Annotated in this window: 14 protein-coding genes; 4 read left to right on the forward strand and 10 right to left on the reverse strand. The window is 66.6% G+C overall.

Going from position 1 to position 14,405, the window contains the following annotated elements:
• Positions 1 to 134: 134 nt before the first annotated feature.
• Positions 135 to 1,808 (forward strand): dihydroxy-acid dehydratase, encoded by a 1,674-nt coding sequence (gene ilvD, locus AC10V3_RS16705; RefSeq protein WP_490922619.1) that lies wholly within the window; start codon positions 135 to 137, stop codon positions 1,806 to 1,808.
• A 75-nt stretch (positions 1,809 to 1,883) separates the two neighbouring features.
• Here the strand turns inward: ilvD and AC10V3_RS16710 are convergent, their stop codons facing one another.
• The 3 genes from AC10V3_RS16710 to AC10V3_RS16720 are packed head-to-tail and all read right to left on the reverse strand — an operon-like array spanning position 1,884 to position 4,389.
• On the reverse strand, positions 1,884 to 2,375 hold the full coding sequence (locus AC10V3_RS16710; RefSeq protein ID WP_349606260.1) for a hypothetical protein: 492 nt from the start codon (positions 2,373 to 2,375) through the stop codon (positions 1,884 to 1,886).
• Complete coding sequence (locus AC10V3_RS16715; RefSeq protein WP_022536403.1) at positions 2,372 to 2,806, reverse strand: DNA polymerase III subunit chi; 435 nt, start codon at positions 2,804 to 2,806, stop codon at positions 2,372 to 2,374. The genes AC10V3_RS16710 and AC10V3_RS16715 overlap by 4 nt, the downstream gene beginning before the upstream one ends.
• 32 nt (positions 2,807 to 2,838) lie before the next feature.
• Entirely contained in the window at positions 2,839 to 4,389 is a 1,551-nt protein-coding gene (locus AC10V3_RS16720; RefSeq protein WP_490922620.1) for a leucyl aminopeptidase, read from the reverse strand.
• 178 nt (positions 4,390 to 4,567) lie between these two features.
• Here AC10V3_RS16720 and lptF point away from each other — a divergent pair, with 178 nt between their 5' ends.
• Genes lptF through AC10V3_RS16735 form a run of 3 tightly spaced genes read left to right on the forward strand, consistent with a single transcriptional unit; the run spans position 4,568 to position 7,293 of the window.
• Entirely contained in the window at positions 4,568 to 5,695 is a 1,128-nt protein-coding gene (gene lptF / locus AC10V3_RS16725) for an LPS export ABC transporter permease LptF (protein ID WP_022536405.1), read from the forward strand.
• The gene (gene lptG / locus AC10V3_RS16730) at positions 5,692 to 6,870 is read left to right on the forward strand and encodes an LPS export ABC transporter permease LptG (RefSeq protein ID WP_022536406.1); all 1,179 of its coding nucleotides are present in this window, start codon (positions 5,692 to 5,694) and stop codon (positions 6,868 to 6,870) included. The genes lptF and lptG overlap by 4 nt, the downstream gene beginning before the upstream one ends.
• 24 nt (positions 6,871 to 6,894) lie before the next feature.
• On the forward strand, positions 6,895 to 7,293 hold the full coding sequence (locus AC10V3_RS16735) for a sirohydrochlorin chelatase (RefSeq protein WP_022536407.1): 399 nt from the start codon (positions 6,895 to 6,897) through the stop codon (positions 7,291 to 7,293).
• A gap of 84 nt (positions 7,294 to 7,377) precedes the next feature.
• Here AC10V3_RS16735 and cobA read toward each other — a convergent pair whose 3' ends face one another.
• Genes cobA through AC10V3_RS16770 form a run of 7 tightly spaced genes read right to left on the reverse strand, consistent with a single transcriptional unit; the run spans position 7,378 to position 14,401 of the window.
• Entirely contained in the window at positions 7,378 to 8,178 is an 801-nt protein-coding gene (cobA, locus tag AC10V3_RS16740) for a uroporphyrinogen-III C-methyltransferase (RefSeq protein WP_022536408.1), read from the reverse strand.
• Between the two features lie 27 nt (positions 8,179 to 8,205).
• A complete protein-coding gene (locus AC10V3_RS16745) occupies positions 8,206 to 9,510 on the reverse strand; it encodes a sulfate adenylyltransferase subunit 1 (protein WP_022536409.1) in 1,305 nt (434 codons plus the stop codon).
• Between the two features lie 26 nt (positions 9,511 to 9,536).
• The gene (gene cysD, locus AC10V3_RS16750) at positions 9,537 to 10,502 is read right to left on the reverse strand and encodes a sulfate adenylyltransferase subunit CysD (protein ID WP_022536410.1); all 966 of its coding nucleotides are present in this window, start codon (positions 10,500 to 10,502) and stop codon (positions 9,537 to 9,539) included.
• Positions 10,503 to 10,515: 13 nt separating this feature from the next.
• A complete protein-coding gene (locus AC10V3_RS16755; RefSeq protein WP_490922623.1) occupies positions 10,516 to 11,319 on the reverse strand; it encodes a phosphoadenylyl-sulfate reductase in 804 nt (267 codons plus the stop codon).
• Entirely contained in the window at positions 11,316 to 11,900 is a 585-nt protein-coding gene (locus AC10V3_RS16760) for a DUF934 domain-containing protein (RefSeq protein WP_349606268.1), read from the reverse strand. The genes AC10V3_RS16755 and AC10V3_RS16760 overlap by 4 nt, the downstream gene beginning before the upstream one ends.
• A 16-nt stretch (positions 11,901 to 11,916) precedes the next feature.
• Positions 11,917 to 13,599 carry a nitrite/sulfite reductase gene (locus AC10V3_RS16765; RefSeq protein ID WP_022536413.1) on the reverse strand — a complete coding sequence of 561 codons (1,683 nt, stop codon included), beginning with the start codon at positions 13,597 to 13,599 and terminating at the stop codon, positions 11,917 to 11,919.
• Positions 13,600 to 13,627: 28 nt separating this feature from the next.
• The gene (locus AC10V3_RS16770; protein WP_022536414.1) at positions 13,628 to 14,401 is read right to left on the reverse strand and encodes a sulfite exporter TauE/SafE family protein; all 774 of its coding nucleotides are present in this window, start codon (positions 14,399 to 14,401) and stop codon (positions 13,628 to 13,630) included.
• Positions 14,402 to 14,405: the final 4 nt, after the last annotated feature.

Below are 14,405 nucleotides of genomic sequence, written 5' to 3' on the forward strand. Positions count from 1 at the left end.
TTCGACTCAATAAAGGTCAAATAATATATTTGACACACCAAAACGCAAGCGTCATCCTTTCGCCCACAACATCGCCGCCGTGCGCCGCTAGCACACGCAAGCCGGCACTGAAGATCCCCCGGAGATTCCCCACCATGGCATTCAACAAACGCTCGCAGAACATCACGCAAGGCGTGGCGCGTTCCCCCAACCGTTCGATGTACTACGCACTCGGCTACAAGAAGGAAGACTTCGACAAGCCGATGGTGGGCATCGCCAACGGCCACTCGACCATCACCCCCTGCAACGCCGGCCTGCAGCGCCTGGCCGATGCGGCCATCGACGCCATCAAGGCCTCGGAGGCCAACCCGCAGGTGTTCGGCACGCCGACCATCTCGGACGGCATGTCGATGGGCACCGAGGGCATGAAGTACTCGCTGATCTCGCGTGAAGTCATCGCCGACTGCATCGAGACCGCCGCGCAGGGCCAGTGGATGGACGGCGTGGTCGTGATCGGCGGCTGCGACAAGAACATGCCGGGCGGCATGATCGCGCTGGCGCGCACCAACGTGCCGGGCATCTACGTCTACGGCGGCACCATCAAGCCGGGCAACTGGAAGGGCAAGGACCTGACCATCGTGTCGTCGTTCGAGGCCGTGGGCGAATTCACCGCCGGCCGCATGAGCCAGGAAGACTTCGAAGGCGTGGAACAGAACGCCTGCCCGTCGACCGGCTCGTGCGGCGGCATGTACACCGCCAACACCATGAGCTCGTCGTTCGAGGCGCTGGGCATGTCGCTGCTGTACTCGTCGACGATGGCCAACCCGGACCAGGAGAAGGTCGACAGCGCCGCCGAATCGGCCCGCGTGCTGGTCGAGGCGATCAAGAAGGACATCAAGCCGCGCGACATCATCACGCGCAAGTCGATCGAGAACGCCGTGGCGCTGATCATGGCCACCGGCGGCTCGACCAACGCCGTGCTGCACTACCTGGCGATCGCCCATGCCGCCGAAGTGGAATGGACCATCGACGACTTCGAGCGCATCCGCCGCAAGGTGCCGGTGATCTGCAACCTGAAGCCGTCGGGCCAGTACGTGGCGACGGACCTGCACAAGGCAGGCGGCATTCCGCAGGTCATGAAGATCCTGCTCAAGGCCGGCATGCTGCATGGCGACTGCCTGACCATCACCGGCCGCACGCTGGCTGAAGAGCTGGAAAACGTGCCCGACACCCCGCGTGCCGACCAGGACGTGATCCTGCCGATCGACAAGGCGCTCTACGCCGAGGGCCACCTGGCCATCCTGAAGGGCAACCTGGCCGAAGAAGGCGCGGTCGCCAAGATCAGCGGCCTGAAGAACCCGGTCATCACCGGCCCGGCGCGCGTGTTCGAGGACGAGCAGAGCGCAATGGAAGCCATCCTGGCCGACAAGATCAACGCGGGCGACATCCTGGTGCTGCGCTACCTCGGCCCCAAGGGCGGCCCCGGCATGCCGGAAATGCTGGCCCCGACCTCGGCCATCATTGGCAAGGGCCTGGGCGAGTCGGTCGGCTTTATCACCGACGGCCGTTTCTCGGGGGGCACCTGGGGCATGGTGGTCGGCCACGTGGCGCCGGAAGCGTACGTGGGCGGCACCATCGCGCTGGTGCAGGAAGGCGATTCGATCACCATCGATGCGCACAAGCTGCTGCTGCAGCTGAACGTGGCGGACGAAGAGCTGGCCAAGCGCCGCGCCAACTGGAAGCAGCCGGCGCCGCGTTATACCCGCGGCGTGCTGGCCAAGTTCTCGAAGCTGGCGTCGACGGCGAGCAAGGGGGCGGTGACGGACTGATCGTCGTCCTGGTCATGTCATGGAAAAAAAAGCCTGCGAGCGATCGCAGGCTTTTTTCCTGGAAAACCCGGAGGCTCAGTCCCCGCCCGGCGTCCTCTCAATCTCTTCCAGCGTCGCATCCAGCCACTCCACCAGCCGCGCTTCCAGCGACTGCGTCAGCTCGCTGGCCAGTTGCGCCGTCAGCGGTGCCAGCCGCGACTGCAGCGTGGCTTCGGTGTGGGCAGCGACCACCTGCGGCCACTCGGTGCGGAAGCGCATCATCACCCGCGTCAGCAACTCGGTGCGGACGGCGCGCAGGTCGTCTTCGCCCGGCTCCCCTGTATCTGCAGCCGATGCCGGTGCGATGCCCACGTCCTCCACGGCATCGCCCGTATCGCCGACATGCATGACCAGACCGGATTCGGCCATGCCGAAGGTATCGATCACCCCCTCCTGCGCAGCGGCAGCCGGCGCCGCCGTTTCGGCCGCTTTTTCCATATCAGGCAGGTCGACAACCTCGGTCAGCAACGGAATGCTGTCGTTCGGCCCGAGCCGCGGGATCACCCGCGAAGTGGTGCGTTCGCTCATGCGGCGTCTCCCTTGGGCTGGCCGATGTCGTGGTGCGTCAGCGGATAGCCGCGTTCGCGATAGAAGCGGTAGCGCTGGCGGCCGGCCTCGCGGGCCGCATCGCCGGCACCCACCACCTCGATCAGGCGTTCGAAGCTGGCGAATTGCGCCGGCGCCTCGTCGGCCAGGTTGATCAGCAGCTGGTGGTGCGGCACGCCCTCGGTGGTGGCGGCCAGCAGGATCGGCGTCACCGCCGCATTGGGGCTCTCGAGCCCGCAATGCGGCAGGAAGTCCAGCGCCGAAAACGTCCACAGGCGCGCGTCCAGGTCCGCCAGCTGCGCCGGCGCGCCGTGGATCACCACCTTCTGGCCGGCGCCGTAGGCCTTGCGGACCAGCCGGCAGACATAGCCGAGCACGTCCGGCACGTTGCTGTGGAAGTCGATGCGCGTCATGGACTTGTCGATGCCTGGGTTGCGCGCCGCGGTCAGGCCGCGCGGTCTATCAGGAACTGCGTCAGCATCGGCACCGGGCGACCGGTGGCGCCCTTGGCCGCGCCGCTCTTCCACGCGGTGCCGGCGATGTCCAGGTGGGCCCAGTCGTACTTCTCGGTAAAGCGCGAAAGGAAGCAGGCCGCGGTGACGCTGCCCGCCGGGCGGCCGCCGATATTGCCCATGTCGGCAAAGTTGGACTTGAGCTGGTCCTGGTACTCGTCGTCCAGCGGCATGCGCCAGGCGGTGTCCATGGCGCGGCGGCCGGCCTGCAGCAGCTGGTCGGCGAGCAGGTCGGAGCGCGCGTACAGGCCGCTGTTGATATGGCCCAGCGCGATGATGCAGGCGCCGGTCAGCGTGGCGACGTCGATCACCGCGGCCGGCTTGAAGCGCTCGACATAGGTCAGCGCATCGCACAGGATCAGGCGGCCTTCGGCGTCGGTGTTCAGGATCTCGATGGTCTGGCCCGACATGCTGGTGACGACATCGCCCGGCTTGGTGGCGATGCCGCTGGGCATGTTCTCGCAGGTCGGCACCACGGCGATCACGTTCAGCTTCAGGCCCATTTCTGCCACGGCCTGGATGGTACCCAGCACCGAAGCCGCGCCGCACATGTCGTACTTCATCTCGTCCATGCCCTCGCCCGGCTTGAGCGAGATGCCGCCGGTGTCGAAGGTGATGCCCTTGCCCACCAGCACCACCGGTGAGTGCTTGGCGCCGGCGCCGTCATAGCGCAGCACGATGAACTGGGGCGGCTCTTCGCTGCCCTTGGTCACGGCGAGGAAGGCGCCCATGTTCAGCGCCTCGATCTGCTTGCGGCCCAGCACTTCGGCCTTGAGCTTGTGGCGCTTGGCGATGCCGCGCGCGGTGCTGGCCAGGTAGGTCGGGGTGCAGATATTGGACGGCAGGTTGCCCAGATCGCGCGTCAGTTCCATGCCGTTGGCGATGGCGGTGCCGCGCACTGCGGCCTGGGTGGCGGCGCGGGCATCGTCGCTGTCCACCGCGATCACGACCTTGCGCAGCGAGGACTTGTCAGTGCCGTTGGGCTTGCCGTTGGCGGCATTGTGCGCATTGGCACGTTTCAGGCCCGGGTGGCGCTCCAGCAGGCGGTAGCCGGCGTCGCGCACCAGCGTGATGGTGGTGATGACCGACCAGGCGACATCGCGCTGCTGCGGCGCCTGTTGCGCCAGGCACCACAGCGCCGAGGCCGCACGCGTGGACGACAAGGCACGCACGGCGGTGCGCACGGCGTCGGCAAAGGCCTTGTCCGAGAACTCGGCCTCCTTGCCCAGGCCCACCAGCAGCACCCGCGCGGCGCCCACGCCGGCGACTTCGTGCAGCATCAGGTGCGTGCCGCGCTTGCCTTCGAAGTCACCCTGCTTGACCAGCCGCGCCACCAAGCCCTTCGTGGCCACGTCCAGCGCCTTGGCCACGCCGGCAAGGTTCTGGCCTTCGAACAGGCCGACCACCAGGCAGTCGGTCTTGGTCGCCAGGAAACCATTTTGGCCGGCTTTGCTCCAATCCAGGGCTTTTGTGCTAAATTCCATCGCGCTTCCTTCCAGGGGCTCGTTAGACACGAAAGCCTCTATTATCCGCGATTTTCACCCGCGACCTGCCGCCGCTGATCCGCCCCGCTGACAGCCCGCTGTCTTGTCAGCTGTTCTCCCAGGCACATCTCGCACGGCACATCGCCCGCTCCGGCCGGCAGACCGGAACCGAACCCGCATGATCCTTCAACAAGCCCTGCGACGCGAGCTCGCCTACACCGCCGGGGCGGTGTTCCTGGTGATGCTGACCTTCATGCTCACGTCGCTCGTGATCCGCATCCTGGGGCTGGCCGCCAATGGCAAGGCCAGCCCCAACGACGTGCTGATGCTGATCGGCCTGGCCACCATCGGCTACCTGTCGATCCTGCTTTCGGCCACGCTCTTCATCTCCACCCTGATCGTGCTCACGCGCTGGTACAAGGATTCGGAGATGGTGGTGTGGTTCTCGGCGGGCATCTCGCTGCGCGACCTGGTCAAGCCGGTGCTGCAGTTCGCCGCGCCCCTCATCGTGCTGGCGCTGCTGCTGGGCATGTTCGCCTGGCCGTGGGCCAACCAGCAGAGCGCGCTCTTTCGCGACCGCTTCGAGCAGCGCGGCGTGATCTCGATGATCGCCGCCGGGCGCTTTATCGAGCCCGCCAAGGCCAACTACGTACTGTTCATCGAGGGCATCGACGCCGACATGAAGCATGCGCGCAATGTCTTCGTCGCCAATTCCGAGGCCGACAAGATCGGCGTGGCGCTGGCGCACCAGGGCAGCTTCGAGACCATGCCCAACGGCGACCGGCTGGTGGTGATGGAGAACGGCCGCCGCTATTCCGGCACGCCGGGCCAGATCGACTACCGCATCATCGAGTTCGAACGCTATGCGGTCAAGGTGGACAGCAAGCCGCCTGAGTCGGAGGCCAAGCTGCCGCCCAAGAGCCGCGACACCATCGACCTGATCCGCAATCCGACGCCGGAGAACCTGGGCGAGCTGGTGTGGCGCATCTCGCTGCCGATCCTGGCCTTCAACTTCGTGATGATCGCGATCCCGCTGGCCTACGTGAACCCGCGCCTGGGCCGCTACACGCCGCTGGTGTTCGCGGTGCTGATCTACCTGACCTACAGCAACCTGATCAACCTGTCGCAGTCCTGGGTGCGCTCGGGCGCGATCCCGTTCTGGCTGGCATGGTGGCCGATCCACCTGGCGGTGTTCCTGGGAGCGCTGATGCTGTTCCGCTACCGGCAAAACCGCAGCCTGGGCGGCTGGAGGGCGGTGTTCGGACTGCGCCGCCGCAATGCCGCGCCCACCGGAGGCCGGGCATGAGGATCCTGCGCGTCTATGAACGCTACTTCGGCCGGCTGGTCTACGGCGTGTTCGCCTTTATCCTGTTCGCGGTGCTGTCGCTGTTCGTGTTCTTCGACATGCTCAACGAGCTGGAGAACGTCAACAGCCAGTACACCTCGCTGGTCGCGCTGTTCCACGTGCTGCTGCAGGCGCCCACGCGGGTGTATGAGGTACTGCCGATTGCAGTGCTGATCAGCGCGATCTACGTGTTCTCGCAGCTCGCCAGCCAGTCCGAGTACACCATCTTCCGCGTGGCCGGCCTGAACACGCGCCAGGCGCTGTTCTCGCTGTTCAAGCTGGCGGTGCCGCTGGCGCTGGTGACGTTTATCTTCGGCGAGTTCATCGGCCCGCGCGCGGAGCAGTATGCGCAGAAGATCAAGCTCGAGGCGATCGGCGCGACGGTGTCCGCGGGCTTCCGCTCCGGGGTCTGGGTCAAGGACCGCGACAAGGACGCCACCGACGGCGGCGAGATCACCCGCTTCGTCAACGTGGCGGGGCTGCGTCCGGACCAGACCATCACCGGCATCACGATCTACGAATTCGATCCCGAGTACCGCCTGCGCGTGATCCGCGTGGCGCAGGAAGGGCGCTACCAGGGCGGTCAGTCGTGGGAACTGCAGAACGTCAGCGAGACGCGTTTTGCCGAGCTGGCCAAGACGGCGCAACCGACGCCGGCGGCACAGCCCGCCGCGCGCAGCGACGCGCTGGCGCCGGTCTTCCGTGCCGAGCAGATGAAGTTCCCGCGCGTGACCATGCATTCCGAGCTGACGCCGCAGATCCTGTCGGTGCTGCTGGTGACGCCCGAGCGCATGTCGACGCTGGATCTGTTCCGCTATATCCGCCACCTGCGCGACAACAAGCAGGACACGCAGCGCTACGAGATCGCGTTCTGGAAGAAGGTGATCTACCCGCTGACGCTGTTCGTGATGGTGGCGCTGGCCCTGCCCTTCGCCTATCTCCACGCCCGTGCCGGCGCGGTCGGCGTCAAGGTGTTCGGCGGCATCATGCTGGGGCTGTCGTTCCACTTGTCGAACACGCTGTTCTCGCACGTGGGGCTGCTGCATACGTGGCCACCGATCATCTCGGCGCTGGTGCCAGGCACGCTCTACCTGATGTTGGCGCTGCTGGCGCTGCGCTGGGTGGATCGTCACTGAGCCGGCACCGACGGACGCGCTGCCATGACCGCCTCCGCCCAGGCCCTGGTACTGTTCGCGCACGGGGCGCGCGATGCACGCTGGCGCGAACCGTTCGACCGGTTGCAGCAGAAGCTGGCCACCGCCCTGCCCCATTGCGAGGTGCGGCTGGCCTTCCTCGAACTGATGTCGCCCGGCCTGCCGGAATTGCTGGCCGATCTTGCGGCAAGCGGCGTGGCCGAGGTTACGGTGGTGCCGGTGTTCTTCGGCCAGGGTGGTCACCTGCGGCGCGACCTGCCCGCGCTGCTCGACCAATGCAGGCAAACCCATCCCGGCCTGCGCATCCATTGCGCCACGGCGGTGGGCGAAGCGGATGCGGTGCTGGACGCGATCGCGGCCTACTGCATCGCGTCGCTGCCAGCCGCCGCTACCGGACAGGCCTGACCCTGACCCGCGTGCCAATGACAAAAGCCCTGTGACGGCGACATGCCGTCACAGGGCTTCTTGTTTTTCGGGGACTGCGCGGAGTCAGGCGGCGCGCGGCGTACGGTCGATGGTCTCGCCAGCGTCGTCGCGCGGCGCTTCCGTCGCGCGCGCGGCCAGTGCCGCGCCGATCATCAGCAGGCTCGGCTGCACCGGATCGATCCAGGCCGCCGCTTCTCCCGCCGCCATCTGGCCAAGCGTGAATTCACGGCTGCGCTGCTGCGGCGTGGTGGCGGCTTCGACCACCCATGCCGGCGTCGACGCCGGCTTGCCATGCGCGATCAGTTGCGCGGCAATCGAGGCGGCCTGGTCGCGGCCCATGTAGTAGACCAGCGTATCGGCCTTGACCGCGGCCTCGATATCGGCGGAGCCTTCACCGTCCGCCGCCTTGGCCTGGGTGGCAAAGGCCACGCTGCGCGACACGCCGCGCTTGGTCAGCGGCTTGCCGATCGCCGAGGCGGCGGCCAGCGCGGCGGTAATGCCCGGCACCACCTCATACTCGATGCCGGCGGCTTCCAGCGCCTGCAGTTCCTCGTCGGCGCGGCCGAACAGCATCGGGTCGCCGCCCTTGAGGCGCACCACGCGCTCGTACTTGCTGGCGAGGTCGACGATCTGGCGGTTGATGAACAGCTGCGCGGTGGAGCGCTGGCCGCAGCGCTTGCCCACCTCGACCAGCTCCGCCTGCGGACACCAGGCCAGCATCTCCGGCGACACCAGTGCATCGTGCAGCACCACCTGGGCTTCGCCCAAAAGCCGTGCACCACGCACCGTAATGAGGTCTGCCGCACCGGGGCCTGCCCCGATGAGGGTCACCTTGCCGTAAGTCTTCTGAGCCTGCTTGTCCATCTGTTGCCCCTTCCCGTTCGTTACCGATCAGGAGAATGCACGGATCATGCCCGCGGCCACCGTGTGGTTGGTCGCTTCGTCGATCAGCACGAAGGCGCCCGTTGCCGGGTTGTCGCCATAGGCATCGCACACGATCGGCTTCTGCAGCGAGATCTGCACCGAACCGATATCGTTCAGGCGGATGTCATGGCGGCCGGTTTCGTGCGACAGCGTATGCACGTCCAGCACGCGGTCCACCGCCGACACGCGCGCGAACACGCTGGCCGTGGTGTGCTTGAGCACGTACTTGCGCGCCGGGTTCAGCGACTCGTCGTCGAACCAGCACAGGTCCGCCTGCAGCTTCTTGGCCGGCGCGGTGGCGGCATCGGCGGCGACGAACATGTCACCGCGTGATACATCGACGTCCTCGGCCAGGCGCACGGTGACCGTGTCGCCGACATTGGCGGATTCGGCGGCGCCGTTGGGCGTCAGCACTTCGGCCACCACCGCCTCGCGGTTGGCGGGCAGCACGCGCAGCTTCTGGCCCACGCGCACGGTGCCGGCTTCGATACGGCCGGCATAGCCGCGGAAGTCGTCCGACTGCGAACCGTCCTGGCGGATCACCAACTGCACCGGGAAGCGCAGCGCGGCGTCATCCTCGGGCGCGGCCTCTTCCACCGGCAGTTCTTCCAGCAGCGGCAGCAGCGGCTCGCCCTGGTACCAGGGCATGGCATCGCTCTCGTGCACGATGTTGTCGCCGCGCAGCGCCGACACCGGCACGTAGCGCACGTCCTTCAGGCCGAGCTGGGCGGCCAGTTCGGTGTAGGCGGTGCGGATTTCGTTGAAGCGCTGCTCGCTGTAGTCGACCAGGTCCATCTTGTTGACGGCCACGATCACGTGCCGGATCTCCAGCAGCTTCAGGATGGCCGAGTGGCGCTTGGTCTGCGCCAGCAGCTCGGCACGGCCGTCGGTGACGGTGACGCGGGTGGCATCGACCAGCACGATGGCCGCGTCCGCGGTCGAGGCGCCGGTGACCATGTTGCGGGTGTACTGCTCGTGGCCCGGCGTGTCCGCGATGATGAACTTGCGGCGCGCAGTCGAGAAGTAGCGGTAAGCCACGTCGATGGTGATGCCCTGCTCGCGCTCGGCTTCCAGGCCGTCGGTCAGCAACGAGAAGTCGATCTGCTCGCCGGCGGTGCGTTTGTTCTTGGCGTTGGTCAGCGCGGTCAGCTGGTCGGACAGCACGGCCTTGCTGTCGTACAGCAGGCGGCCGATCAGCGTGCTCTTGCCGTCGTCGACGGAGCCGGCGGTGATGAAGCGCAGCAGGCCTTGATGAGTTGCTTGGTGAGTCATGTTGAATTCCTTTGCTGCGTCCGGGATCAGAAGTAGCCTTCTTTCTTCCGGCGTTCCATCGAGGCTTCGCTGGTCTGGTCGTCCATGCGGGTCGCGCCGCGCTCGGTGATTTCGGTCACCGCGGTCTCGGCGATGATCGCTTCCGGCGAATCGGCAACGCTGGCCACCGGGCAGGTGCAGCTGATGTCGCCGACGGTGCGGAAGCGGACCGACAGCACTTCGCTGACGTCGCCGTCCTGCTTGGGGGTGATTGGCGTGACCGGCACCAGCAGGCCGTTCTTGCGCACCACTTCACGCTGGTGCGAATAGTAGATCGGCGGCAGCGCCAGCTTCTCGCGGGCGATGTACTGCCACACGTCCAGCTCGGTCCAGTTCGAGATCGGGAACACGCGCATCTGCTCGCCCTGTGCCATGCGGGCGTTGTACAGGCTCCACAGCTCGGGGCGCTGGGCCTTCGGGTCCCACTGGCCGAACTCGTCGCGGAACGAGAAGATGCGTTCCTTGGCGCGGGCCTTCTCTTCGTCGCGGCGGGCACCGCCCATCAGCGCGTCGAACTGGTGCGCCTCGATGGTTTCGAGCAGCGTCACGGCTTGTGCGGCGTTGCGCGAATCGGTTTCCTTGCGCAGGCGCACGGTGCCGCGCTTGATCGAGTCTTCCACATGGCCCACCACCAGGCGCGCACCCAGTTCGGCGACGCGCTGGTCACGGAATTCGATCACTTCCGGATAGTTATGGCCGGTGTCGATATGCACCAGCGGGAACGGCAGCTCGACCTTGCGGTCGCCCAGGCGGAACGCCTTCAGCGCCAGGTGCAGCATCACGATCGAGTCCTTGCCGCCGGAGAACAGCAGCGCCGGGTTGCGGCACTCGGCCACCACTTCGCGGATGATGTAGATCGACTCGGCTTCGAGACGGTCGAGATGGTCGTTCTGTACCTGCAACAGGTGCGCCACGCTGCTGGTGGCTTCTGCGATGTCGTTCATGATGCCCATTTTTGTACCGGCCTCAATGCTTGATGTTCTGTTCGTGGAGCCCGCACTCTTTCGAGTCCTTGCTCTCCCACCACCAGCGTCCCGCGCGCACATCCTCGCCCGCGCGCACCGCACGCGTACACGGCTCGCAGCCGATGCTGGGATAGCCCTTGGCGTGCAGGTCGTTGATCGGCACGTTGTGGCGCTTCAGGTAGGCCCACACCTCGGCCTCGCTCCAGTCCGCCAGCGGATTGAACTTGGGGATACCGCGGGCCTCGTCCATTTCCTCGAACGGCAGCTCGGCGCGCGTGACGGCCTGCTCGCGACGCTGGCCGGTCATCCAGGCGTCGGCGTGCGAGAGCGCGCGGTTGAGCGGCTCGACCTTGCGGATGCCGCAGCATTCCTTGCGCAGGTCAATGCTGTCGTAGAAGCCGTTCAGGCCATGCTTCTTCAGGTAGTTCTCGACGGCCTCCGCGTCCGGCGTGTACTGCTCGATGCTGTAGCCGTAGTGCGACTGCACCTTGTCCAGCACCGCCAGCGTCTCGGCGTGCAGGCGTCCGGTCTGCAGTGTGAAGACACGGATGCCAGCGCGCACGGCGGGGGTACCGCGCAGGATGGCATCAGTCAGCACCATGTCTTCAGCCGCCAGGCTCGAGGCAAAGCGCGCGCGGAAAAAGCGTGTGGCGATTCCGGCCAGGCGCTCGCCCAGCTCGCGTTCCTTCTGCTCCAGCGCTTCGATGCTGCCGGTGTACTCCGGCGCCACCCACAGCGCGGGCGGCCGCAGCCCCGACACCGCGCCGGCGTCGACCACCGCGATCTCGCTCAGCACCGTGCTCATGCCGTTTCCTTCGGCTGCACGGCGCCGCCTTCGGTGCGGGCGCGGCGGAACAGCGGCAGCGGCTCGTCGACCGAAGCCTGGTAGGTCACGGTGAACTCGGTGAAACCCTTGATGGCGTCGTCGATGCTCTTGTCGGCGCGCACCGCGAAGGCGTCGAAGCCGCAGCGCTTCATGAAGTTGAGCTGGTCGCGCAGCACGTCGCCGATGGCGCGCAGCTGGCCGTTCCACTTATAGCGGGTGCGCAGCAGGTAGGCGGTCGAGAAGCCGCGGCCATCGCGGAACACCGGGAAGTCCACTGCCACCAGCGACACGCGCTCGAAGTACTGGGCCACGTCGCCCGGCTCGTCTTCCGGAGCCAGCCACACGCCGGTGCGGGCCACGTCGCGGCCGGCCAGCAGCGCTTCGTGGGCCAGCCACACCGACAGCGGGAACAGCACGGCGTCCTGGCTCTGCACGGCGGCAGCGATCTGCTCGTCGGTCAGCGGTTGTTCGGCGGTGCCGCGCAGCACGGTCCAGTTATCTTCGACGATGACCGGGACGACATTGGCGCCGTCGCGTTGCAGTTGAATAATCTTTGCCATGTTCAGTCTCCGGTCCTCAGGCCTCAGCGCGCTCGCGCGGCTGCTTGTCGGCGTACACGCGTTCCTTGAACGGCGCGATGCCGATGCGGGACAGGGTTTCGATAAAGCGTTCGTCCTCGATGCGGTTGGCAACGAAGGTGTCGATGATGCGGGTCACCACCTCGGGCATTTCCTCGGCGCTGAACGACGGGCCGATCACCTTGCCCAGCGCGGTCTTGTTGCCCTGGGCGCCGCCCAGCGTGACCTGGTACCACTCCGAACCGTCCTTGTCGACGCCCAGCACGCCGATGTTGCCGACGTGGTGGTGGCCGCAGGCGTTGATGCAGCCCGAGATGTTCAGCGAGATCTCGCCCAGGTCGTAGACGTAGTCCAGGTCGTCAAAACGGTCCTGGATCGCCTGCGCGATGGGGATCGACTTGGCGTTGGCCAGCGAGCAGAAGTCGCCGCCCGGGCAGGCGATGATGTCGGTCAGCAGGCCGATGTTGGGCGTGGCCAGGCCAGCCTTCTTGGCAAGTTGCCACAGCTCGTACAGGTCCTGCTTCTTCACGTCCGGCAGCACCAGGTTCTGCTCGTGCGCCACGCGCAGTTCGCCAAAGCCGAAGCGGTCGGCCAGGTCGGCCACGGTCTCGATCTGCGTGTCAGTGGCGTCCCCCGGGGGCGAGGCCACGCCCGGCTTGGTCGACAGCGTCACCGCGGCGTAGCCCGGCACCTTGTGGCCGTGCACGCTGCGGCTGACCCAGCGCGCGAAGGCCTTGTCTTCCAGCAGGTGCTTCTCGTACGAGGTGTCGGTATCGGCCAGCTTCTCATAGGCCGGCGGCGCGAAGTACTGCGCCACGCGGTCGAACTCGGCCTGCGTCAGCGTGGCGGGGCCGTCCTTGCTGTGCTGCCATTCTTCCTCGACTTCCTGCGCGAACTTCTCCACGCCGATGGCCTTGACCAGGATCTTGATGCGGGCCTTGTACTTGTTGTCGCGGCGACCATAGCGGTTGTACACGCGGATCGCCGACTCGACGTAGGTCAGCATGTGCTGCCACGGCAGGTCTTCCTTGATCACCGAGCCCAGGATCGGCGTGCGGCCCAGGCCGCCACCGGCCAGGATCCGCAGGCGCACTTCGCCGTCAGCGTTCTTGTAGGCATAGATGCCGATGTCGTGCATCTGCACCACGGCGCGGTCGTCGGCCGAGGCGGAGATGGCGATCTTGAACTTGCGCGGCAGGAAGGCGAATTCCGGCTGGAAGGTGCTCCACTGGCGCAGCAGCTCGGCCAGCACACGCGGGTCCACCGACTCGTCCGGCGCGACGCCGGCGAAGTGGTCGGTGGTGATGTTGCGCACGCAGTTGCCCGAGGTCTGGATGGCGTGCATCTCGACGCTGGCCAGCTCGGCCAGCACGTCGGGCACGCGCTCCAGCTCCATCCAGTTGTACTGGATGTTCTGGCGCGTGGAGAAGTGGCCATAGCCGCGGTCATACTCGCGCGCGATATGGCCCAGCTTGCGCATCTGGTTCGACGACAGCAGGCCGTACGGAATCGCCACGCGCAGCATGTAGGCGTGACGCTGCATGTACAGGCCGTTCTGCAGCCGCAGCGGCAGGAACTCTTCCTCGGTCAGCTCGTCGGACAGGCGGCGGCGCACCTGGTCACGGAACTGGGCGACGCGCTCGGCGACGATGCGCTGGTCATATTGGTCGTACTGATACATGGCGGGGTCCGTTCAGTATTCGTTGAATTCAGGAAACGAGCTTGATGGCGACCAGCGTCAGCGTGGTTGCCAGTGCGGCACGCACGAGCCGTTCGGGCAGCGCCCGCGACAGTTGCGCGCCCAGCCAGATGCCGGGGATCGAGCCCACCAGCAGCGCCAGCAGCAAATTCCAGTCGACCGTGCCGAGCCACACATGGCCCAGCCCGGCAATCGCCGTCAGCGGGACGGCGTAGGCAATGTCGGTGCCGGCGACTTCGGCCGGCTTCATATGGGGGTACAGCAGCAGGATCAGCGTGGCGCCGACCGCGCCGGCGCCAATCGACGATACCGTCACCAGCACGCCGATCACGGCACCGACCGCGATGGTGGCAATGACCTGGGCGCGGCCGTGCAGCTGGAAGCGCGGATTGCGTTCCAGCCAGGCCAGCATCTGCTTGCGGAACAGCAGCGACAATACGGTCAGCAGCACTGACACGCCGATGGTCACGCGGATCGCGTGCAGCCACTGGGCGTTGAGTTCACCTGCGCTCTTGAGCACCAGGATCGCGGCCACCGCCGTCGGCAGGCTGCCGATGCACAGGCGCCGCACCACCTGCCACTGCACATGGCCGTGGGCGCGGTGCGCGATGGTGCCGAAACCCTTGGTGATGGCCGCGAAGGCCAGGTCGGTGCCGACCGCGGTCGCCGGCGAGAAGCCGAACAGCAGCGTCAGCAGCGGCGTCATCAACGAGCCTCCACCCACCCCGGTCAGACCGACGAGGACGCCTACAAACAGACCGGAAACGGTATAGGCAACAGACATGGAG

The organism is Cupriavidus sp. PB-02, from assembly GCF_058252315.1.